This window comes from Stenotrophomonas sp. STEN083, assembly GCF_056759195.1.
Window position 1 is genome coordinate 16,701 of record NZ_JBRRCU010000031.1, and the last position, 21,161, is coordinate 37,861.

Annotated in this window: 16 protein-coding genes and 1 tRNA gene; all 17 read right to left on the reverse strand. The window is 62.0% G+C overall.

Annotated elements, in window-relative coordinates; all coding sequences use genetic code 11:
* Positions 1 to 296: 296 nt before the first annotated feature.
* The 17 genes from pnp to nuoF all read right to left on the reverse strand — a co-directional run bounded on the left by pnp (position 297) and on the right by nuoF (position 21,160).
* On the reverse strand, positions 297 to 2,405 hold the full coding sequence (gene pnp / locus ACVOK8_RS10930; RefSeq protein WP_481566829.1) for a polyribonucleotide nucleotidyltransferase: 2,109 nt from the start codon (positions 2,403 to 2,405) through the stop codon (positions 297 to 299).
* Positions 2,406 to 2,551: 146 nt separating this feature from the next.
* Entirely contained in the window at positions 2,552 to 2,812 is a 261-nt protein-coding gene (rpsO, locus tag ACVOK8_RS10935) for a 30S ribosomal protein S15 (RefSeq protein ID WP_481536314.1), read from the reverse strand.
* 182 nt (positions 2,813 to 2,994) lie between these two features.
* Complete coding sequence (gene truB, locus ACVOK8_RS10940) at positions 2,995 to 3,906, reverse strand: tRNA pseudouridine(55) synthase TruB (RefSeq protein WP_481566830.1); 912 nt, start codon at positions 3,904 to 3,906, stop codon at positions 2,995 to 2,997.
* 112 nt (positions 3,907 to 4,018) lie between these two features.
* On the reverse strand, positions 4,019 to 4,408 hold the full coding sequence (gene rbfA, locus ACVOK8_RS10945; protein WP_481566831.1) for a 30S ribosome-binding factor RbfA: 390 nt from the start codon (positions 4,406 to 4,408) through the stop codon (positions 4,019 to 4,021).
* 170 nt (positions 4,409 to 4,578) lie between these two features.
* Positions 4,579 to 7,221, reverse strand: coding sequence for a translation initiation factor IF-2 (gene infB / locus ACVOK8_RS10950; RefSeq protein ID WP_481566832.1), 2,643 nt, complete (start codon positions 7,219 to 7,221; stop codon positions 4,579 to 4,581).
* 95 nt (positions 7,222 to 7,316) lie between these two features.
* Positions 7,317 to 8,828, reverse strand: coding sequence for a transcription termination factor NusA (gene nusA / locus ACVOK8_RS10955; RefSeq protein WP_481566833.1), 1,512 nt, complete (start codon positions 8,826 to 8,828; stop codon positions 7,317 to 7,319).
* Between the two features lie 4 nt (positions 8,829 to 8,832).
* Positions 8,833 to 9,420: a ribosome maturation factor RimP gene (gene rimP / locus ACVOK8_RS10960; protein ID WP_296246084.1), complete on the reverse strand. Its 588-nt coding sequence runs from the start codon at positions 9,418 to 9,420 to the stop codon at positions 8,833 to 8,835.
* Positions 9,421 to 9,617: 197 nt separating this feature from the next.
* Positions 9,618 to 9,694: transfer RNA gene (locus ACVOK8_RS10965), tRNA-Met, on the reverse strand.
* A 202-nt stretch (positions 9,695 to 9,896) separates the two neighbouring features.
* Positions 9,897 to 11,354: an NADH-quinone oxidoreductase subunit NuoN gene (nuoN, locus tag ACVOK8_RS10970; RefSeq protein WP_481566834.1), complete on the reverse strand. Its 1,458-nt coding sequence runs from the start codon at positions 11,352 to 11,354 to the stop codon at positions 9,897 to 9,899.
* A gap of 36 nt (positions 11,355 to 11,390) precedes the next feature.
* The gene (locus ACVOK8_RS10975; protein ID WP_481566835.1) at positions 11,391 to 12,902 is read right to left on the reverse strand and encodes an NADH-quinone oxidoreductase subunit M; all 1,512 of its coding nucleotides are present in this window, start codon (positions 12,900 to 12,902) and stop codon (positions 11,391 to 11,393) included.
* A 19-nt stretch (positions 12,903 to 12,921) separates the two neighbouring features.
* A complete protein-coding gene (gene nuoL, locus ACVOK8_RS10980) occupies positions 12,922 to 15,036 on the reverse strand; it encodes an NADH-quinone oxidoreductase subunit L (RefSeq protein ID WP_481566836.1) in 2,115 nt (704 codons plus the stop codon).
* A gap of 7 nt (positions 15,037 to 15,043) precedes the next feature.
* Positions 15,044 to 15,349, reverse strand: coding sequence for an NADH-quinone oxidoreductase subunit NuoK (gene nuoK / locus ACVOK8_RS10985; protein WP_054656949.1), 306 nt, complete (start codon positions 15,347 to 15,349; stop codon positions 15,044 to 15,046).
* A complete protein-coding gene (locus ACVOK8_RS10990; protein ID WP_296246080.1) occupies positions 15,346 to 15,999 on the reverse strand; it encodes an NADH-quinone oxidoreductase subunit J in 654 nt (217 codons plus the stop codon). The genes nuoK and ACVOK8_RS10990 overlap by 4 nt, the downstream gene beginning before the upstream one ends.
* Before the next feature lie 9 nt (positions 16,000 to 16,008).
* Positions 16,009 to 16,497, reverse strand: a complete 489-nt coding sequence (nuoI, locus tag ACVOK8_RS10995) for an NADH-quinone oxidoreductase subunit NuoI (protein ID WP_481513021.1) — start codon at positions 16,495 to 16,497, stop codon at positions 16,009 to 16,011.
* 3 nt (positions 16,498 to 16,500) lie between these two features.
* Positions 16,501 to 17,595: an NADH-quinone oxidoreductase subunit NuoH gene (gene nuoH / locus ACVOK8_RS11000; protein ID WP_481566837.1), complete on the reverse strand. Its 1,095-nt coding sequence runs from the start codon at positions 17,593 to 17,595 to the stop codon at positions 16,501 to 16,503.
* Entirely contained in the window at positions 17,592 to 19,826 is a 2,235-nt protein-coding gene (nuoG, locus tag ACVOK8_RS11005) for an NADH-quinone oxidoreductase subunit NuoG (RefSeq protein ID WP_481566838.1), read from the reverse strand. The genes nuoH and nuoG overlap by 4 nt, the downstream gene beginning before the upstream one ends.
* The gene (gene nuoF / locus ACVOK8_RS11010) at positions 19,823 to 21,160 is read right to left on the reverse strand and encodes an NADH-quinone oxidoreductase subunit NuoF (RefSeq protein ID WP_481566839.1); all 1,338 of its coding nucleotides are present in this window, start codon (positions 21,158 to 21,160) and stop codon (positions 19,823 to 19,825) included. The genes nuoG and nuoF overlap by 4 nt, the downstream gene beginning before the upstream one ends.
* Between the last annotated feature and the right edge of the window lies 1 nt (position 21,161).

The window sequence follows — 21,161 nt, forward strand, 5'->3', positions numbered from 1 at the left end:
CAGCTCCTGCCGAGCATGGCTCGGCACTACGGGTGCTCGCACGCGATGCTTTGTGGGAGCGGCGTAAGCCGCGAAGCTGGCAGTAACGAAACTCCGGTGATGCCCGCAATCTGATCGGCTATCGGCTTCGCGGCTGCTGCCGCTCCTACAAAACCTGATGTATTGCCGGGAAGGCCCCTGCCGAGCATGGCTCGGCACTACAGGAGGAGGGGCTAGCCGTCCAACAGCTGTTTGCCGGGCAAAAGAAAAGCGGGCACAAGGCCCGCTTTTCTTCTCAGCGATACAACACCGCAGCCTTATTCGGCCGGGGTGCCCTCGCCTTCTTCGACTGCCTTCATCGACAGGCGGATACGGCCCTGCTTGTCGACTTCCAGCACCTTGACCTTGACCAGATCGCCTTCCTTCAACACGTCGCCAACCTTCTCGACGCGGTCGCTGGAGATCTGCGACACGTGGACCAGACCGTCCTTGCCCGGCAGGATCGTGACGAATGCACCGAAGTCCATGATCTTGGCGACCTTGCCTTCGTAGATGCGGCCCGGCTCGACGTCCGAGGTGATCTGCTCGATGCGGGCCTTGGCGGCCTGTGCAGCGGCGTTGTTCACCGAAGCAATGGTGATGGTGCCATCGTCCTGGATGTCGATCTGGGTGCCGGTTTCCTTGGTGATGGCCTGGATGGTGGAACCACCCTTGCCGATCACTTCGCGGATCTTGTCCGGGTGGATCTTGATGGTCAGCAGACGCGGCGCGTAATCCGACAGCTCGGCACGCGGGGTGGTCAGGCCATGAGCCATTTCACCCAGGATGTGCAGACGGCCAGCCTTGGCCTGCTGCAATGCCTGCTTCATGATTTCTTCGGTGATGCCTTCGATCTTGATATCCATCTGCAGGGCGGAGATGCCCTCGGCGGTACCGGCGACCTTGAAGTCCATGTCGCCCAGGTGATCTTCGTCACCCAGGATGTCGGACAGGACGACGAAACGCTCGCCTTCCTTGACCAGACCCATGGCGATACCCGCAACCGGCGACTTGACCGGCACGCCGGCGTCCATCAGGGCCAGCGAGGAACCGCAGACCGAAGCCATCGACGAGGAGCCGTTGGATTCGGTGATTTCCGACACCACGCGAATGGTGTACGGGAAGGCTTCCAGCGACGGCATCACAGCCAGCACACCGCGCTTGGCCAGACGGCCGTGGCCGATTTCACGACGCTTCGGCGCACCGAAACGACCGCACTCACCGACCGAGTAGGGCGGGAAGTTGTAATGGAACAGGAAGTTTTCCTTGTACTCACCGGCAACGGCGTCGATCACCTGGCCATCACGGGCGGTGCCCAGGGTGATGGTCACGATGGCCTGCGTTTCACCGCGGGTGAACAGCGAGGAACCGTGGGTACGCGGCAGCACGCCGGTCTTCACGGCGATCGGGCGGACGGTGTCCAGCGCACGGCCGTCGATGCGGACCTTGGTGTCCAGCACCGAGTTACGCATGGTGCTGTATTCCAGCTCGCCGAATTCCTTCGACAGCTCGGCCGAGTTCCAACCTTCAGCGGCAACGCGGCCAGCCAGGGTCTCGACCACGTCCTTCTTGATCGCCGAGATGGCGTCACGACGCTGCAGCTTGTCACGCACCTGGAAGGCTTCGCCGAGCTTGCCGCCGACGGCTTCCTGCAGGGCGCTGATCAGCGCGGTGTTCTTGGCCGGGGCAACCCAATCGCTCGGCTTGGTGCCGGCTTCAACGGTCAGTTCGTTGATCGCGTTGATGACCTTCTGCATTTCGCGGTGACCGAAGGTCACGGCGCCCAGCATCACGTCTTCGGACAGCAGTGCGGCTTCGGATTCCACCATCAGCACGGCATTGGCGGTACCAGCGACCACCAGCTCCAGCTGCGATTCCTTCAGCTCCGACACGGTCGGGTTGAGGATGTACTGGCCGTCCTTGTAACCAACCTTGGCAGCGCCGATCGGGCCCTTGAACGGGGTGCCGGCCAGCGACAGTGCGGCCGAAGCACCAATCAGGGCAGCGATATCGCCGTCCACTTCCGGGTTCAGCGACATCACCGTGGCGATGATCTGCACTTCGTTCTTGTAGTCTTCCGGGAACAGCGGACGGATCGGGCGATCGATCAGACGCGAGATCAGCGTCTCTTTTTCGGTCGCACGGCCTTCACGCTTGAAGAAGCCACCCGGGATACGGCCACCGGCGTAGAACTTTTCCTGGTAATCAACGGTCAGCGGGAAGAAGTCCTGGCCTTCGCGCGCGCTCTTGGCGGCGACGGCAGTGACCAGCAACACGGTGTCGTCCATCTTGACGATGACTGCGCCGCCGGCCTGACGGGCGACTTCGCCGGTTTCAAGCGTGACGGTGTGTTTGCCGTACTGGAAGGTTTTGGTGATTTTTGCCACGGGGGATCCTTGAAATGCTTTCTTCGATTGGTCCGTTGCCAGCCCATGCCGGTAACGGCTGGCCGGGCGGTTCCGGCCGGTCTACTACGATTTTGAAGCGCTTAAAACAAAGCCGCGGCGCATCGCTGCGCCGCGGCGGATATCGATTAGCGGCGCAGGCCGAGCTTTTCGATCAATGCTTTGTAACGTGCGACATCCTTCTTCTTCAGGTAGTCGAGCAGGCTACGGCGGCGATTGACCATCTGCAGCAGACCACGGCGGCTGTGGTGATCCTTCTTGTGTTCCTTGAAGTGGCCGGTCAGCAGTTCAATGCGAGCGGTCAGCAGGGCGACCTGGACTTCCGGTGAGCCGGTGTCAGCAGCGGCGCGCTTGTTTTCTTCAATTACTTTCTGGGTGTCGATCGACATGGTTTTTCTCTTCAGATGCGGGGCCGGCAGGAACGTCTCATGACGCACCGCGAAGCTCGCCGATTAATAGGCTGCCTACCGAAGCAGGCAGTTGCCCTTTCTAGGGCCGCAAAATTGTAACGGTCACAACCATCCGGGACAAGGCGGGAGTGCCGTTAAAGGTACTGTTCGTCCCTGCCCGTTCAGAGATTGAAGCGGCGCTGCGGGCCCAACCGCCCACCTTCTTCGACCTGGCCCAGACCCAGTGGCTTGCCACTTTCGCCGTAAACCACCACCAACCCTGCCGGCCAAGCCGGATTGCGCAGACGCTGACCGAGGCAGAACCGAGCCGCCTGGCCGGCATCCAGCTCAACCCGGGCGAACTGACTCAAGCCTTGCTCGATCGGCAGCAACCAGTCCAGCAAGGCAGTTTCATCACCGGATTCGGCCACTGTGCGCAGCGCATCCAGGCCAATCATCTTCGGCGCCATGAATGGCTCCACCCACAGCCGGCGCAGCGCAGTGACATGTGCGCCACAGCCCAGCAACTCGCCCAAGTCGCGGGCGATGCTGCGGATATACGTGCCCGAGCCACAGGTCACGCGCAGCGACAGGCGCTCGCCTTCACGGGCCAGCACGTCGATTGCCTGCACCTGCACTTCACGCTCGGGTGCCTCGATGGCCTCACCACGACGGGCCTTGGCGTACAGCGGCTCGCCGCCCTGCTTCAGCGCCGAGTAAATCGGCGCACGCTGCAGGATCGTGCCGGTCAGGGTGGCCAAGACCGCCTGAAGCTGCACATCGCTGAATTCGGGTACGGGCCGCTCGCGCAACACGGCACCGTCGGCATCATCGGTATCAGTGGTGCTGCCCAGCCGGATCTCGGCGTCGTAGGCCTTGGCCGAGCCCAGCAACAGGCCGGCGATCTTGGTCGCCTCGCCGAAGCACAGTGGCAGCAAGCCGGTGGCCAGCGGATCAAGGCTGCCGGTGTGACCGCCCTTTTCAGCACGGAACAGGCGACGCGCAACCTGCAGCGCGGTGTTGGAGCTCATGCCTGCCGGCTTGTCGAGCAGAACGATGCCGTCCAGGCGGCGGAATTGGATTCGGGGACGCATGCAACACCATAGGCGGGCCGGTGCGCACGCGGCACACCTGGCGGAAAACGAAAAAGCCGTCTGCGCCAACGCGCAGGCCAGACATGACAACAGCCCTTACGGGCTGCTGCGATTACTCTTTATCGGTGCCTTTGTCGGCGTCGGACTCAGGCTCCGCCAGCGGCACCAGGTCGCGCAGCAGATTGTCGATGCGCTCGCCACGGTCGACGGAATCGTCGTAGTGGAAATGCAGCTCCGGCACATGCCGCAGCTTCATTGCCTTGGCCAGCGACATGCGCAGCTCAACCGTCAGTTCGCGCAGCCCCTTCATCGCCTCATCCGCACGTTCCGGCATCAGCGCGGTGACGAAGATCTTGGCGTGGGCCATGTCACGGGTGACTTCCACGTCCGACACACTGACCGAAGGCAGGCCGAATTCACGCACGGCGGCATGCACCAGTGTGCCCAGATCACGGCGGATCTGAGCGGAAACACGGTCGGTACGATGGAAAGTCTTAGGCATCAGGCAAGTATCAGCAATAAAGAGTGAATTTCAATGAAACCGGAAGGGAACCGCTCGCTGCAACCGCATTGACGGCTACAACTCACGATTCCCCAACCCGACCGCTGCAGGCCCCGCTCATCAGGACCCGCCTCAGCGCGTCCCGACTCCCGGCACCTCGATCGCAGCCGTTACAGCGTGCGCGGCACTTCGATACGCTCGAAGCACTCGATCTGGTCGCCCGGCTTGACGTCGTTGTAAGCCTTCACGCCGATACCGCACTCGGTACCGTTGCGAACTTCTTCGACGTTTTCCTTGAAGCGACGCAGCGATTCCAGCTCGCCTTCGAACACCACCACGCTGTCGCGCAGCACGCGGATCGGCTTGTTCCGCTTCACCACGCCTTCGATGATCATGCAGCCTGCAACCGCGCCGAACTTGGAGCTGCGGAACACGTCGCGGACCTGGGCGATACCGATGATCTCTTCGCGGATTTCCACGCCGAGCAGACCGGAAGCTACCTGCTTCACCTGATCGATCACGTCATAGATGATCGAGAAGTAACGCAGATCAACGCCGTTGGATTCAATGATGCGACGGGCCGAAGCATCCGCACGCACGTTGAAGCCGATGACGGTGGCCTTGGAAGCCACAGCCGAGTTGGCGTCGGACTCGGTGATGCCGCCCACACCGGAGTGGATCACGTTGATGCGGATGTCGTCGCTGGACAGCGCGACCAGTGCCTGGCTCAGCGCCTGCACAGAACCCTGCACGTCGGCCTTGATCAGCAGGTTCAGCACCTGCTGGCCTTCGCCCTTGCCCAGCTGCGACATGATGTCTTCCATGCGGCTGCCGGCAGTGGCGACCAGACGCGACTCGCGGCGCTTGGTTTCACGCGTCTGCGCGACGTCCTTGGCCAGACGCTCGTCTTCAACCACGACGAAGTCATCACCGGCTTCCGGCACACCCGACAGACCCAGCACCTGCACCGGAATCGACGGACCAGCCTCGGAGACCTGGGCGCCGGTTTCGTCAAACAGTGCACGCACGCGGCCGTACTGGATACCGCATACCAGGTAGTCGCCCTTCTTCAGCAGACCCTGTTGCACCAGCACCGTCGCGATCGGGCCACGGCCCTTGTCCAGCGAGGATTCGATGACCACACCGTTGGCGCGGCCATCGGCCACGGCCTTCAGCTCCAGCACTTCGGCCTGCAGCGAAATCGCGTCCAGCAGGTCGTCGATACCCAGACCGGTCTTGGCCGAGATCTCCACCATCTGCACGTCACCACCGAAATCTTCGGCCACGACCTGCTCAGCAAGCAGTTCGTTCTTGACGCGCATCGGGTCGGCCGAGGCCTTGTCGATCTTGTTGATTGCCACCACGATCGGCGCGTTTGCGGCGCGGGCGTGCTGGATGGCCTCCTTGGTCTGCGGCATCACGCCATCGTCGGCGGCGACAACCACCACCACGATATCGGTCAGCTGCGCACCACGTGCACGCATCGAGGTGAACGCGGCGTGGCCCGGGGTATCGAGGAAGCTGATCACGCCCTTCGGCGTGGTCACATGGTAAGCACCGATGTGCTGGGTGATACCACCGGCTTCGCCGTTGGCAACCTTGGTGCGGCGCATGTAATCCAGCAGCGAGGTCTTGCCGTGATCGACGTGGCCCATGATGGTCACGACCGGTGCACGCGGCACAGCCACGCGCTCATCGGCACCAGTGATTGCCAGCAGTGCATCTTCGGCATCGTTGGCGTTGGCGCGCACGACGGTGTGGCCGAGCTCTTCAACAACCAGCGCAGCGGTGTCATGGTCGATGGTCTGGGTGATGGTAGCCATCACGCCCATCTTGAACAGCGCCTTGACCACCTCGCCGCCCTTGAGCGCGAGCTTCTGCGCCAGATCGGCTACGGTGATGGTGTCGCCGACGGCGACTTCACGCACCACCGGTGCGGTCGGACGTTCGAAGGCGTGGCTACCGCCACCGCTACGCGATGCCTCATTGCCACGGCGACCCTGCGGTGCACGTGCACCCGGACGACCGCGCGAATTACTGTTGTTGCCATTACCGCGACGGGCACGATCAGACGCCGACAGGTGCAGCTGGCCACCAAAACGGTTGCCATCACCGCCACCTTCATTGCGCTTGCCCGGCTTTGCATTGGCATTTGCATTGGCGTTGTTGCCGCGGTCATCGCGCGCCGGTGCACGGGCTGGTGCAGCGGCGGCTGCCGGACGCGCTGCGCGCGGTGCCGGAGCTGCCGGTGCGGGTGCCGGCGCCGGCTTTGCAGCAGCGGCCTTGGCAGCCTCTTCAGCCGCGAGCTTCTCGGCTTCAACGCGAGCAGCCTCGGCTTCTTCAGCGGCCTTCTTGGCTGCAATACCTTCGTCGCGGGCGCGATCCTTCTCGGCCAGCATGCGCTGCTCGTCGAGATTGCGCTGACGCGATTCTTCGAGCTTGCGCAGGATATCGGCGCGCTCTTCGGACGGCGTCATCGCAGGCTTGCCACCTTCCGGCTTTGCATAGGTGCGCTTCTGGCGCACTTCCACATTGACGGTGGTCTTGCTGCGGCCAGCGTTGACGGTCACTTCCTGATGCTTGCGGCGATTCAGGGTGATCTTCTTGGCTGCGGCTTCGGCGTCTTCGACCGGCTGCTCTTCCTTGCCGTGCGAACGGCGGAGGAAGCCAAGCAGCTTCACTTTCTCGGTACTGGTGACGACCTGGTCGGGACCGCTGAACTTCATCCCGGCCTGGGACAGCTGTTCAAGCAGTTTCTCGACCGGCGTATTGACCAGTTCGGCGAGCTTGCGGATGGTGGTTTGCTGCGACATTCGGATCCTATGATCTTGTTTGCGCCCCCTCGTCACGAACGAAGGCAGCGCGGAGTCTACGCCCTGAGCGGCTCAGGGCACTGTTCATCGCTGGCTCATTCGCCGCGCTCCAGGCGGGCGATCTCCTCGGCGCGGGCTGCCAGGACCAACGCCGCGGCGCGCTCCAGATCCATGCCCTCGATGCCGAACTCCAGAACCTCGTCGGCAGCCAGATCCGACAGATCCTCACTTGTGCGCACGCCGTGGCCAGCCAGCGCATACGCCGTAGCCTCATCCATGCCCTTCAGCGCCAGCAGATCTGCTGCCGGCACATCGCCGTCAGCACCCTCTTCCACCGCCAGCGCTTCATTGAGCAGCGCATCGCGGGCGCGGGCACGGAGTTCTTCAACGATATCTTCGTCGAAGCCTTCCACTGCCAGCAACTCACCAACCGGCACGTAGGCGATTTCTTCCACCGTACCAAAACCTTCGGACACCAGGATGCCGGCGATTTCCTCGTCCACTTCCAGCTTGTCCATGAACAGCTGACGGGCGACGCCCTGCTCGGCTTCCGACTTGGCGGTCACCTGGTCCTGGGTCATCACATTCAGCTGCCAACCGGTCAGGCGGCTGGCCAGACGCACGTTCTGGCCGCCCTTGCCGATTGCCTGGGCCAGGCGATCTTCCGCCACGGCCAGGTCCATCGAATGCTTTTCTTCGTCAACGATGATCGACTGGACTTCAGCCGGTGCCATCGCATTGATGACGAAGTTGGCCGGGTTGTCGTTCCACAACACGATATCCACGCGCTCGCCATTGAGCTCGTTGGACACTGCCTGCACGCGCGAACCGCGCATGCCGATGCAGGCGCCGATCGGATCGGTGCGGGTGTCGTGGGCCAGCACGGCGATCTTGGCGCGGTCGCCCGGGTCACGTGCACAGGCCTTGATCTCAACCAGGCCCTGGCCGACTTCCGGCACTTCCAGCTTGAACAGCTCGATCATGAATTCCGGGGCAGCGCGGCTGATGAACAGCTGCGGGCCACGCGGCTCCGAACGCACTTCGGCCAGGTAACCGCGTACGCGGTCGCCGGCACGCAGCGTGTCACGCGGAATGCCCTTGTCCTTCGGAATGAAGGCCTCGGCATTGCCGCCCAGATCAACATAGATGTTGCCGCGCTCAGCGCGCTTGACCACACCGGTGACCAGTTCGCCAACGCGGTCTTTCCACGCATCCACCACCTGCTGGCGCTCGGCTTCGCGCACACGCTGGACGATGACCTGCTTGGCAGCCTGTGCTGCGATACGGCCGAAATCGGGGTTTTCAATCTGCTCTTCGATGTAGTCGCCGACTTCAACGCCGTCGGCCTCATCGATAGCGTCCATCAAACGGATCTGACGGTCCGGCGACTCCATCACCACGTCATCAGCAACCACTTCCCAGCGACGGAAAGTTTCGTAGGTGCCGTCCTTGTGGTTGATCGAAACGCGCGCCAGGACTTCTTCCTCGGCATAACGCTTCTTCGCGGCAGAAGCCAGTGCGGCCTCGATCGCGTCAAAAATGACTTCACGCGGCACGCCCTTCTCGTTGGCGACTGCGTCAACTACCAGCAAAAGTTCCTTGCTCATCGGCTCACTCCGCGCGCGGCTTTTTGGCCGCCGTTTCGTTATTGGAATTATTCTTGGTCTTGCCCTGCTTGGGGGCCGGACCCGTCGGTTTGGTCGGTGCCAGGCCAAGCGCGGCCCAGTCCGGAATGATGCGTGCCTTGTCGATGTTGTCGAACGAAGCCACAAACGGCTTGTTGTCGACCACAAACGTCACCGTGCCCTGCTCCAGGTCAACCGCGACGATTTCGCCCTGCAGGCGACGGCGGTTTTCCTGTGGCAGCTTCAAGCCGACCTTGGCGGATTCACCAATGGCGCGCTCGAACTGCTCCAGCGAGAACAACGGACGGTCCACGCCCGGCGAAGACACTTCCAGCGTGTAATTGCCGCTGATCGGGTCCTCGACGTCCAGCTGCGCGGAAACCTCGCGGCTCACCCGCTCGCAGTCTTCAACGTTGACCATGCGCTCAGGCTGCTCGGCCAGCGGCACGTCGATATACAGGCGCAACGTTGCGCCGCCCGGGGCCGGCAGATACTCGGCGCCAAGCAACTCGAGCCCCAACGCCTGCACGGTGGGGCCCAGCAGATTCGCGATTTCAGTAGCCTTGTCGCTCACAGCCAGCCTTGATTCGTAAGTTAGAGAACGGTTGTTACCCAACCGGGGTTTCTGATTTCCAGAAACAGCAAAGGGCCCACGTGGGCCCTTTGTCCGTTTGGATCCGATGACCGGATCCCGGTTGCAAGAACGGAAGCAGCCGTTCTTGCGAGCCCAACTTTTGCCTCATCAACACATCGTGTTGCAAAGACCGAAGCTGGTAGCGGGGGCAGGATTTGAACCTGCGACCTTCGGGTTATGAGCCCGACGAGCTGCCAGACTGCTCCACCCCGCATCAGAAGCGGAATTATGAAGTAACCAAGTCGATAATGCAAGACTTATTTACTTCGCGTTTCTCTCTAACCGCTAGAGAAACCCGGAAAAACCCTTCCGGCTGAACCACTTATCAGGCGGTTCCGACCTTTCCGCTGGGCGGTGAGGTCGTCAACTCAGGAGGTGAATAATACACACTTCGCGCAGATTTGTAACGTCTTTTATTACAAATGTGCAAAAGAATTGCGCATCCACTCCATGATCGGGCCCAGACCCAGCGGCAGCACCAGCAGCAGCACGGAATTCACGCCCAGCACGATGCCCAGGATGCGGTCATTGTTGCGCGGCAGCGGCTCGCCCACCGGCTCATCGAAGTACATGACCTTGATGACACGCAGGTAATAGAAGCAACCAATCACAGCGCACAGCACACCGACCATTGCCAGCCACAGCAGGCCGCCATTGACGGCCGCGCTCAGCACCGACAGCTTGGTCCAGAAGCCCAGGAACGGCGGGATACCAGCCAGCGACGCCATGATGCACAGGACCAGGCCTGCCATCCACGGGCTGCGCGCGTTCAGGCCCTTGAAGTCCTCGATGTTCTCGGCTTCAAAACCAGCACGCGACATGGCGATGATCGCGCCGAATGCCGCCGTAGACATGATGGCGTAGGCGATGGCGTAGAACAGCGCCGCCGAATAGCCCGCCTCGCCGCCACCGGCGATGCCCATCAGCAGGAAGCCGATGTGCGACACGGTCGAGTAAGCCAGCATGCGCTTCAGGTTGCTCTGGGCGATGGCCATCAGGTTACCGATGACCAGCGACAGCGCGGCAAGGCCGGCCAGCACGTACTGCAGTTCGGCCGACAGCGGGCCAACGCCCATTTCCAGCAGGCGGTAGGCCATGCCGAACGCAGCCAGCTTCGGTGCCGAGCTGATGAACAGCGCGATCGGCGCCGGCGCACCCTGATACACGTCGGGCAGCCACATATGGAACGGTGCGGCGCCCAGCTTGAAGGCAACGCCGGCAACCATGAACACCGCACCGGTCAACAGCAGCAGGCGCTCATCGGAATGAGCAATGGATGCATGGATAACGTCCAGGTGCAGCGAGCCGGTGGCGCCATAGATCAGCGACATGCCGTACAGCAGCAGGCCGGACGCCAGCGAACCCAGCACGATGTACTTCATGCCGGCTTCGGCCGCGAGCTTGTTCTCACGGTTGCTGGCAACCAGCGCGTAGGAGCACAGCGCCAGCAGCTCAAGGCCCAGGTAGACCATCAGCAAGCTGCCGGCCGACACCAGGATCATCATGCCAGCGGTGGCGAACAGGATCAGCACCGGGATCTCGCCCTGGTACAGATTGCGCTCGCGCAGGTAGCTCCAGCCGTAGATCAGGCTCAGGCCGCTGACCAGCACTACGACGGTCTTCATGACGTCAGCAGCGTTGTCACGGATGAACATCCCGTGGAATACCTCGCCCTGCCCGCCCACGCCGTTCAACAGCATGATGAAGGCGACAGCGAGGATCGCCACCGAAATGAAGTGGGTCCAGACCTTGTGCTTGGTGCTGATGAACAGATCAAGGATCAGCAGGGCAAAGGCACCGCCAATCACTACCAGTTCGGGCAGCAACGGCAGCAGGTCGGTCATGGTCAACGGCAGGGGCGTCGGCGTGGTCATCATCAAATCCTGGAATCAATACTCTCGACGAGCCGCTTACAGCAGCTTGCTAGAAGCGATCTGCATCGCCAGATGGGCAATGGACGGCTCCATCAGATCGGTCAACGGCTTGGGATAGAAGCCCAGCACCAGCGTACCGACCGCAAACACGGTCATTACCAGCCACTCACGACCATTCATGTCCTTCAGCTCGGCGACGTGGGCGTTGCCCACCTCACCGAAGAACACTCGCTTATAAAGCCACAGCGAATACGCAGCACTGATGATCAGCGTAGTAGCAGCGCCCAGGGCAACCAGCGGGTTCCACTGGAATGCAGCCAGCACGATCATGAACTCACCAACGAAGCCGCTGGTGCCCGGCAGGCCGGAGTTGGCCATGAAGAACAGCAATGCAAAGGCAGCAAACCACGGCATCACATTGACCACGCCGCCGTAATCGGCGATGCGGCGGCTATGCATGCGGTCATACAGCACGCCCACGCAGGAGAACATCGCGCCGGACACAAAGCCGTGCGAAATCATCTGCACCATGGCGCCCTGCAGGCCCAGGCGAGCGGCGTCGGCGCTGCCGGCATCACGTACCAGCCACAGCGCGATGAAGGTACCCAGGGTGACGAAACCCATGTGCGCGACCGACGAATAAGCAATCAACTTCTTCATGTCGTCCTGCACCATCGCCACCAGGCCAACGTAGATCACCGCCACCAGCGACAGCGCGATCACCAGCCATGCCCACTCGTGGCTGGCATCGGGGACGATCGGCAGGTTGAAGCGCAGGAAGCCGTAGCCACCAATCTTCAGTGCGATCGCCGCCAGGATCACCGAACCGGCGGTCGGCGCTTCAACGTGCGCGTCCGGCAGCCAGGTGTGTACCGGGAACATCGGCACCTTGACCGCGAAAGCGATCAGGAACGCGAAGAATATCCAGGTCTGCTCCTTGCCCGACAGCTGCAGCTGATACAGGTCAACCAGCTGGAAGCTGCCGCCCTTCAGGTACAGATAGATCAGTGCCACCAGCATCAGCACCGAGCCGAGGAAGGTGTACAGGAAGAACTTCATCGCCGCGTAGATACGACGCGGACCGCCCCAGACGCCGATGATCAGGAACATCGGGATCAGCATGGCTTCGAAGAACACGTAGAACAGCATCGCGTCGGTGGCGGCAAAAATACCGACCGTCACGCCTTCCAGGATAAGGAAGGCAGCCACGTACTGATTGACGCGCTTGTCGACCACGCCCCAGGCACCGATCAGTGCCAACGCGCCGATCAGCGTGGTCAGCAGGATCAGGGCGATGGCAATACCGTCAACGGCCAGGTTGTAGCCAATGTCGAACGCCGGGATCCACGGATGCTGTTCGACGAACTGCATCACGTCGGCAGCACCGCGGTCGTAGCCGCTGAGCAAGCCAAGGCTGAGCAGGAAGGTGAGCAATGCCACCGCCAGGGATGCCCAACGAGCAGCCTGGGCGTTACGCAAGGCGAGGATCAAGGCTCCGCCGATGATCGGCAGCCAAATGAGAATACTAAGTAGAGGCCAGTTCGACACGTCTTCTATTCCGTACAGGTCAACGCCAGAAATGCATCAGCACGCCCAACAGGGCAATCAGGCCGATGATCATCGCGAACGCGTAGTGGTAGAGGAAACCGGATTGGGTGCGGCGCAACAGGTTGGCAGCCAGGTCGACCAGACGCGCCGAACCATTGACCATCACCCCATCGACGACCGTGCTATCAACGGCACGGGCGGCCTTGCCGAGCTGCACACCACCGCCGGCAAAGCCGTCGATCCAGAGCTTGTCGAAGCCGTACTTGTTTTCCAGCACCGATACCACCGGTGCCAGGGTCTTGCGAGCTTGTCCTGCCAGCTCCGGCTTCCAGATGTAGAACACCCAGGCCAGCGCGAAACCTGCAACCGTCAGCCAGAACGCCGGCATCTGCATGCCGTGTACAGCATAGGCCACCGAACCGTGCCAGAACTCCTTGCCAACCGCGGCAATGGTATCGCGCGCCGGGTCGTAGAAATCGACGATGCCGGTGAAGAACGACATGGTCTGGCCGGGGATGCCGGCAGCGGCGGCATGGCCGTCCCAACCGGTACCAAACAGCATCGGGCCAATGGTGAAGAAGCCGATGAGAATGGACGGGATGGCAAGCAGGATCAGCGGAATGGTCACTACCAGCGGCGACTCATGCGGCTCGTGCGCGCCATGACCGTGGTGGTCATCGTGGCCGTGAGCATGATCAGCGTGGTGATCATCATGCGCGTCGCGGAAACGTTCCTTGCCGAAGAAGGTCAGGAACAGCAGACGGAAGCTGTAGAAACTGGTGACGATCACGCCACCCAGCACCGCCCAGTAACCGTACAGGGCAACCCAGCCAGCATCGGCAGCGTGCGCGTGCATCGCGGCAGCTTCGATGATGGTGTCCTTGGAGTAGAAACCGGCGAAGAACGGGGTGCCGACCAGGGCCAGCGTACCGATCCACATGGTGATGTGGGTAATCGGCATGTACTTGCGCAGGCCGCCCATCTTCATCATGTTCTGCTCATGGTGCATGCCCATGATCACCGAACCGGCACCGAGGAACAGCAGCGCCTTGAAGAAGGCATGGGTCATCAGGTGGAACACGGCGCCCGAGTAGGCCGACACACCCAGAGCAACCGTCATGTAGCCCAGCTGCGACAAGGTGGAGTAGGCAACCACGCGCTTGATGTCGGTCTGCACGATGCCGATCAGGCCGGTGAAGAACGCAGTGGTGGCACCGATGAACAGGATGAAGTCCAGCGCGGTCTGCGACAGCTCGAACAGCGGCGACATGCGGGTGACCATGAAGATACCCGCGGTGACCATGGTCGCGGCGTGGATCAGTGCCGAGATCGGGGTCGGGCCTTCCATCGAGTCCGGCAGCCACACGTGCAACGGCACCTGTGCCGACTTGCCCATCGCACCGATGAACAGGCAGATGCAGATGATGGTCGCCACGCTCCACTGGTTGTCGCCAATCAGCTGCACCATGGCGTGACCGGTGGTCTCAGTGCCCAGCACGGTGCTGGCATTGGCAAACACGGTTGCGTAGTCCAGCGAGCCGAAGGCCCACAGGATGCCGGCAATACCGAGCAGGAAGCCGAAGTCACCAACGCGGTTGACTAGGAACGCCTTCATGTTGGCGAAGATGGCGGTCGGCTTCTTGAAGTAGAAACCGATCAACAGGTACGACACCAGGCCCACCGCTTCCCAGCCAAAGAACAGCTGCAGGAAGTTGTTGCTCATCACCAGGGTGAGCATCGAGAAGGTGAACAGCGAGATGTAGCTGAAGAAACGCTGGTAGCCGTCGTCTTCGGACATGTAGCCGATCGAGTAGATGTGGACCAGCAGCGACACGAAGGTCACCACCACCATCATCATCGCGGTCAAACGGTCGATCATGAAACCGACGTGGGCCGCGTACTGGCCAACTTCAAAGAAGGTGTAGACGTTCTGGTTGTACGGCTGCGCCCCGCCCCACAACAGCTGGGAGAAGATGTAGACCGACAGGCCGCAGCTGATGGCCACGCCCAGGATGGTGATGTACTGGGCGCCCTTGCGCCCCACCTGACGACCGAACAGGCCGGCGATGATGCTGCCGAACAGTGGTGCCAGCACCACTGCAATCAACAGACTCTTGGAGAGAGTGATTTCCATCTTCGGATCAGCCCTTCAGCGAATCGACTTCGCCCACGTTGATGGTGTGGCGAGTACGGAACAAGGTCACCAGGATCGCGAGGCCGATTGCAGCTTCGGCCGCGGCCACGGTCAGGATGAAGAACACGAACAGCTGACCGGCGGTGTCGCCCAGCTCACGCGAGAAGGCGATGAAGTTGATGTTCACCGACAGCAGCATCAGTTCGATCGACATCAACAGCACGATGATGTTCTTCCGGTTGAGGAAGATGCCGGCAACGCTGATGCAGAACATCACAGCGCCCAGCGCGAGCATATGGCCCAGAGAAATCATGGCTTGGCCTCCTCGCCACCGTCATGTTGCGTATCGACCTGCACCACCGGCTTCTCGGCGGCCATCTTGACCATGCGCAGGCGGTCTTTTGCCTTGGTCATGGTCTGCTCGGTCGGGTTCTGCGTCTTCAGGCCTTCACGACGGCGCAGGGTCAGCATCACGGCTGCCACCACGGCCACGGTCAGGATCACGGCCGCGAACTCGAACGGCAGCAGGTATTCAGTGAACAGGCTGCGTGCCAGCCAGGTGATGTTGGACGTATCGGCGGCCACCGCAGCGGCGTTGTCCACCGGGAACGGCGCGGTGCGTGCCTTGATGCCGATCAGGGTCAGCATCTGCACCAGCATCACCACCGCGACCACCAGGCCGACCGGCAGGTAACGCACCCAGCCTTCTCGCAGGTTCGTCGTGTCGATGTCCAGCATCATCACCACGAACAGGAACAACACCATCACCGCGCCAACGTAGACCAGCACCAGGGTGACACCGAGGAACTCGGCCCCCACCAGCAGCCAGACGCAGGCAATGGAGAAGAACGTCAGGATCAAGCACAGCACGGCGTACACCGGGTTGCGCACACTGATCACCGCTGCCGCGGAAATGCCGGCAATGATGGAGAAGAACCAGAAACAAATATTTACCCAATCCATCTCAAGACCTCAGCGGAAGGCAGCGTCGGCGGCGCGGCGCTCGGCGATTTCGGCTTCAAGCCGGTCGCCAATTGCCAGCAGCTGCGGCTTGGTGATGATGTTCTCGCCACGCTTCTCGAAGTGGTACTCGAGAATGTGGGTCTCGACGATCGAGTCCACCGGGCAGCTTTCTTCGCAGAAGCCGCAGAAGATGCACTTGAACAGATCGATTTCGTAACGCGTGGTACGGCGGGTGCCGTCTTCGCGCTTGGCCGAGTCGATGGTGATCGCCAGTGCCGGGCACACCGCTTCGCACAGTTTGCAGGCGATGCAGCGCTCTTCACCGTTGGGATAACGGCGCAGGGCGTGCAGGCCACGGAAACGCGGCGACTGCGGGAACTTCTCCATCGGGTACATCACGGTGTACTTGGGCTTGAACGCGTATTTCAGCGTCAGCCACAAGCCGCCGAGCAACTCCAGGAGCAGCAGGCTTTTGAAATAGTGGGTGATCTTATTCATGAATCAAACGCCCTTCTGGATCACGCCGTAGAACACCATCAGTGCCGTCACCGCGATCCAGAAAATGGTCAGCGGGATGAACACCTTCCAGCCCAGACGCATGATCTGGTCATAGCGGAAGCGCGGGAAGCTGGCACGGAACCAGATATACGCACTGGCGAAGAACAGCACCTTGAGCAGCAGCCACGGCCAACCGCCGGTCCAGATCCAGTTGATCCACGGCGAGATGTCCGCCGTGATCCAACCCTGGAGCGGGCTAAGCCAGCCACCGAGGAAGAAGATCGAGATCAGGAAGCTGACCAGGATCATGTTGGCGTACTCGGCCAGGAAGAACAGTGCGAACGCACCGCCGGAGTACTCAACCATGTGGCCAGCAACGATTTCCGACTCGCCTTCCACCACGTCGAACGGCGCGCGGTTGGTTTCGGCAACGCCGGACACCCAGTACACGACGAACAGCGGGAACAGCGGCAGCAGGAACCAGTCGAACAGACCCGAACTACCCTTCTGCGCGAGCACGATGTCGGTCAGGTTCAGGCTGCCGGCGGCGATCATCACGCCAACCAGGGCGAAGCCCATCGCGATTTCGTAGCTGACCACCTGTGCGGCCGAACGCATCGCACCGAGGAAGGCGTACTTGGAGTTGGAGGCCCAACCGGCGAGGATCACGCCGTACACCCCCAGCGAGGTCATCGCCAGCAGGTACAGCAGACCGACGTTGGCGTTGGACAGCACCAGCTTGTAGTCGAACGGAACCACTGCCCACGCCGCGAACGACGGTGCCAGCACGATCAGCGGCGCGATGATGTACATCGCCTTGTGTGCGCTGGCCGGGGCAATGATTTCCTTGAACAGCAACTTGGTGACGTCGGCGAAGGCCTGCAGCAGGCCGCCCAGACCGACATACATCGGCCCGTGGCGCACGTGCATCCAGCCGATCAGCTTGCGCTCCCACAGCACGTAGAAGGCAACCGAAATGATCACCGGCATGGCGATCAAGAGGATCTTGATCACCGTCCACAGCACGATGCCGATGTCACCCAGTGACATGAACCACTGGAACAAGGGGTCGATCGCGTTTAACAGCAACTCGTTCATGCAGCCACCACCGTTACCCGAGCGGCACCCAGCGGCGCGGTTGCGCCGTGGCCCGATTCAATCCACACCGTACCGGCGGCGACGCGGGCGTCGACCACAACCGACAGCGTGGCGCGACCAGCATCGGTACCGACCTTGGCCATCTGACCTTCGCTCAGCTGCAGACGCGCGGCATCATCGGCATTGAGCACGATGCGCGGATCATTGTTGAGCGGATGCGACTGCAGCGCCTGCGCACGACGCACAACGGCATCGGTGCGGTAGATCGCCGGGGTCGAGGCCACTTCAAAGCCCTCGCCTGTCAGCTGCGGCTGCGCCGAAGCGGCAACCTTGACCGTGACCGGCTGCAGACCCGCACGCAGACCTGCCAGATCGGTGAAACCGAAACCGGCCAACTGCATGTCACCACCCAGCGCACGCAGCACGCGCCAGCCCTCACGGGCCTCGCCCTGCAGCTTGCCGCCAGCACGGGCGACCTGGTTGCGGCCGTCCAGATTGGTCAGCGTGGCGTCGATTTCCGGCAGCGCGCCGATCGGCAGGATCACATCGGCCACATCGCGGGTCGAGGTGCAGGCGAAATGGCTGAAGGCCACAACCTTGGCACCAGCCAGCGCCTTGCGGGCAGCGGCGGTATCGGCGAAGTCCAGGCCCGGCTCGATGCCGTACAGGGCATAAGCCTTGCGCGGCTGCGCCAGCATTGCATTGACGTCCTTGCCGGCCGGCAGCACGCCAGCTTGGGCCAGGCCCAGTGCGTTGGCGCCCTGCGGGATGCGGCACAGCTTGGCGCCGGTAGCAGCGGCAAACGCGCTGGCAGCGGCACGGATGGCAGCGGCCTGCGGGTGATTTTCAGCAATCGCGCCAACGATGATGACGGTGTTGTTGCCGCCCTTCACCGCGTCGACCAGCTGCGCGTTGCCCAGGGCTTCAACGAAGCGCGACGGTGCAACGATGTGCTTGCCAGCCAGCTTGAACGCGAAGTCGAAATCAACCGGGTTGATCGAATGGATCTTGGCGCCGTTGGTGGTCTGCGCCTTGCGCAGACGGGCGTGCAGCAGCGGCAGTTCGTGGCGGATATTGCTACCCAGCACAACGATCTGATCCGCGTGTTCGATATCGGCCAGCGACATGCCAAACGCTTCAGCAACCGGCGCATCGGAGAAGTCGCGGTTGTTGATGCGGTGGTCGATGTTGTTCGAACCCAGGCCAGCGGCCAGGCGGGCCAGCAACGCGCCCTCCTCGTTCGAGGTTGCCGGGTGCACCAGCACGCCGAGCTCGTCGCCACGGTTGGCTTCGAAGATTTCGCGGGCAGCGGCCAGACCTTCGGCCCAGCTCACTTCCTTCCACTCGCCATTGACCTTCTGCAGCGGCTTGACCGCGCGGTCGGCTGCATACAGGCCCTGATGCGAATAACGATCGCGATCGGACAGCCAGCATTCGTTGACCAGCTCGTTGTCACGCGGCACCGCGCGCAGCACTTCGCCGCGACGGGTGTGCAGGAACAGGTTCGAGCCCATCGCATCGTGGTAACCCAGCGACTCGCGCGCGGTCAGTTCCCACGGGCGTGCCTTGAACTGGAACACCTTGTTGGTCAGCGCGCCGACCGGACACACGTCGATGACGTTGCCGGACAGTTCGGTGGTCAACGGCTTGCCGTCGTAGGTACCGATCTGCAGGTTTTCACCACGCGACATGCCACCCAGCTCGTAGGTGCCAGCGACTTCAGCGGTGAAGCGCACGCAGCGGGTGCACTGGATGCAGCGGGTCATCTCGGTGGCGACCAGCGGCCCCATGTCCTCGTCGACCACGACGCGCTTGCGCTCGTTGAAGCGGCTGACCGAACGGCCGTAGCCCAGCGACACGTCCTGCAATTCGCACTCGCCGCCCTGATCGCAGATCGGGCAGTCCAGCGGGTGGTTGATGAGCAGGAACTCCATCACCGAACGCTGGTACTTGAGCGCCTTTTCGTTGCGGGTCTGGATCTTCATGCCATCCATGACCGGAGTTGCGCAGGCCGGCGACGGCTTGGGCGACTTTTCAACGTCGACCAGGCACATGCGGCAGTTTGCGGCGATCGGCAGCTTCTCGTGGTAGCAGAAGCGCGGAATCGGGATGCCAGCCTTGTCGGCGGCCTGGATGATCATCGAACCCTTGGGTACGACCAGGGACTGACCATCGATATCGATGGTCACGTGATCCGGCGGTACGTTGGGATTTACCGGTTGCGCGCTCATGCGGCAGCAGTCTCCACCTTCTTGCCGTCAACCATCGAATGACCGTTGACGATGTAGTACTCGAATTCGTTCCAGAACTGGCGCAGGAAGCCTTGAATCGGCCACGCTGCCGCCTCACCGAACGCACAGATGGTGTGGCCTTCGATCTGGCCGGCAACCGTCTTCAGCTGATGCAGGTCTTCCATCGTGGCCTGGCCGGCGACGATGCGCTCCAGCACACGGTGCATCCAGCCAGTGCCTTCACGGCACGGGGTGCACTGGCCACAGGATTCCTTGTGGAAGAACTGGCTGATGCGGCAGGCGAACTTGACGCAGCAGACGCTGTCATCCAGCACCACGATGGCACCCGAACCCAGACCCGAGCCCAGTGCACGGATGGTGTCGTAGTCCATCGCCAACCCATTGAGCTGCTCGGCGGTCAGCACCGGCATCGACACGCCGCCCGGGATTGCGCCCTTCAGCTTGCGGCCCGGACGCAGGCCACCGGCCATCGCCAGCAGGTCGTCGAAGGTGGTGCCCAACGGCACTTCGAAGTTGCCGCCCTTGGTCACGCAACCGGAGACCGAGAAGCACTTCGGGCCACCGTTGTTGGTCAGGCTCAGATTCTTGAACCACTCCGCGCCGTTGCGGATGATCGCCGGCACCGAGGCATAGGTCTCGGTGTTGTTGATCGTGGTCGGCTTGCCGTACAGGCCGAAGTTGGCCGGGAACGGCGGCTTGTAACGCGGCTGGCCCTTCTTGCCTTCCAGCGATTCCATCAGCGCGGTTTCTTCGCCGCAGATGTAGGCGCCAGCGCCCAACGCGCCATAGATATCGATGTCGCAGCCGCTGCCCAGCACGTTCTTGCCCAGCCAGCCGTGCTTGTAGGCATCGGCCAGGGCCTGCTCGAAGTGCTCGAAAGGCTCGTGGTGGAACTCACCGCGCAGGTAGTTGTACGCCGCGGTCGAGCCGGTGGCGTAACAGGCGATTGCCATGCCTTCCACGACCGAGTGCGGGTTGTAACGCAGAATGTCGCGGTCTTTGCAGGTGCCTGGCTCGGATTCATCGGAATTGCAGAGGATGTACTTCTGCACATCACCCTTGGGCATGAAGGACCACTTCAGGCCGGTCGGGAAGCCCGCACCGCCACGGCCACGCAGGCCGGACTGCTTGACCATCTCGATGACGTCGGCCGGCGGGATCTTCTCTTCGAGGATCTTGCGCAGCGCGGCGTAGCCACCGGTCTTCAGATAGCTTTCGTACGACCACGGGGTGTCGTAATGCAGCGTGGTGTAGACCACGTTGTGCGGAAGCGGCGCCGGTCCAACCGGGCCCTTGGTTTCGTGGTGTGCCATG

Excerpts from the sequence above, each read along its gene's own strand:
- rpsO (WP_481536314.1), bottom strand. The coding sequence starts at position 2,812 with ATGTCGATCGACACCCAGAAAGTAATTGAAGAAAACAAGCGCGCCGCT.
- truB (WP_481566830.1), bottom strand. The coding sequence starts at position 3,906 with ATGCGTCCCCGAATCCAATTCCGCCGCCTGGACGGCATCGTTCTGCTC.
- rbfA (WP_481566831.1), bottom strand. The coding sequence starts at position 4,408 with ATGCCTAAGACTTTCCATCGTACCGACCGTGTTTCCGCTCAGATCCGC.
- infB (WP_481566832.1), bottom strand. The coding sequence starts at position 7,221 with ATGTCGCAGCAAACCACCATCCGCAAGCTCGCCGAACTGGTCAATACG.
- nusA (WP_481566833.1), bottom strand. The coding sequence starts at position 8,828 with ATGAGCAAGGAACTTTTGCTGGTAGTTGACGCAGTCGCCAACGAGAAG.
- nuoN (WP_481566834.1), bottom strand. The coding sequence starts at position 11,354 with ATGACCACGCCGACGCCCCTGCCGTTGACCATGACCGACCTGCTGCCG.
- nuoL (WP_481566836.1), bottom strand. The coding sequence starts at position 15,036 with ATGGAAATCACTCTCTCCAAGAGTCTGTTGATTGCAGTGGTGCTGGCA.
- nuoK (WP_054656949.1), bottom strand. The coding sequence starts at position 15,349 with ATGATTTCTCTGGGCCATATGCTCGCGCTGGGCGCTGTGATGTTCTGC.
- ACVOK8_RS10990 (WP_296246080.1), bottom strand. The coding sequence starts at position 15,999 with ATGGATTGGGTAAATATTTGTTTCTGGTTCTTCTCCATCATTGCCGGC.
- nuoI (WP_481513021.1), bottom strand. The coding sequence starts at position 16,497 with ATGAATAAGATCACCCACTATTTCAAAAGCCTGCTGCTCCTGGAGTTG.
- nuoH (WP_481566837.1), bottom strand. The coding sequence starts at position 17,595 with ATGAACGAGTTGCTGTTAAACGCGATCGACCCCTTGTTCCAGTGGTTC.
- nuoG (WP_481566838.1), bottom strand. The coding sequence starts at position 19,826 with ATGAGCGCGCAACCGGTAAATCCCAACGTACCGCCGGATCACGTGACC.
- nuoF (WP_481566839.1), bottom strand. The coding sequence starts at position 21,160 with ATGGCACACCACGAAACCAAGGGCCCGGTTGGACCGGCGCCGCTTCCG.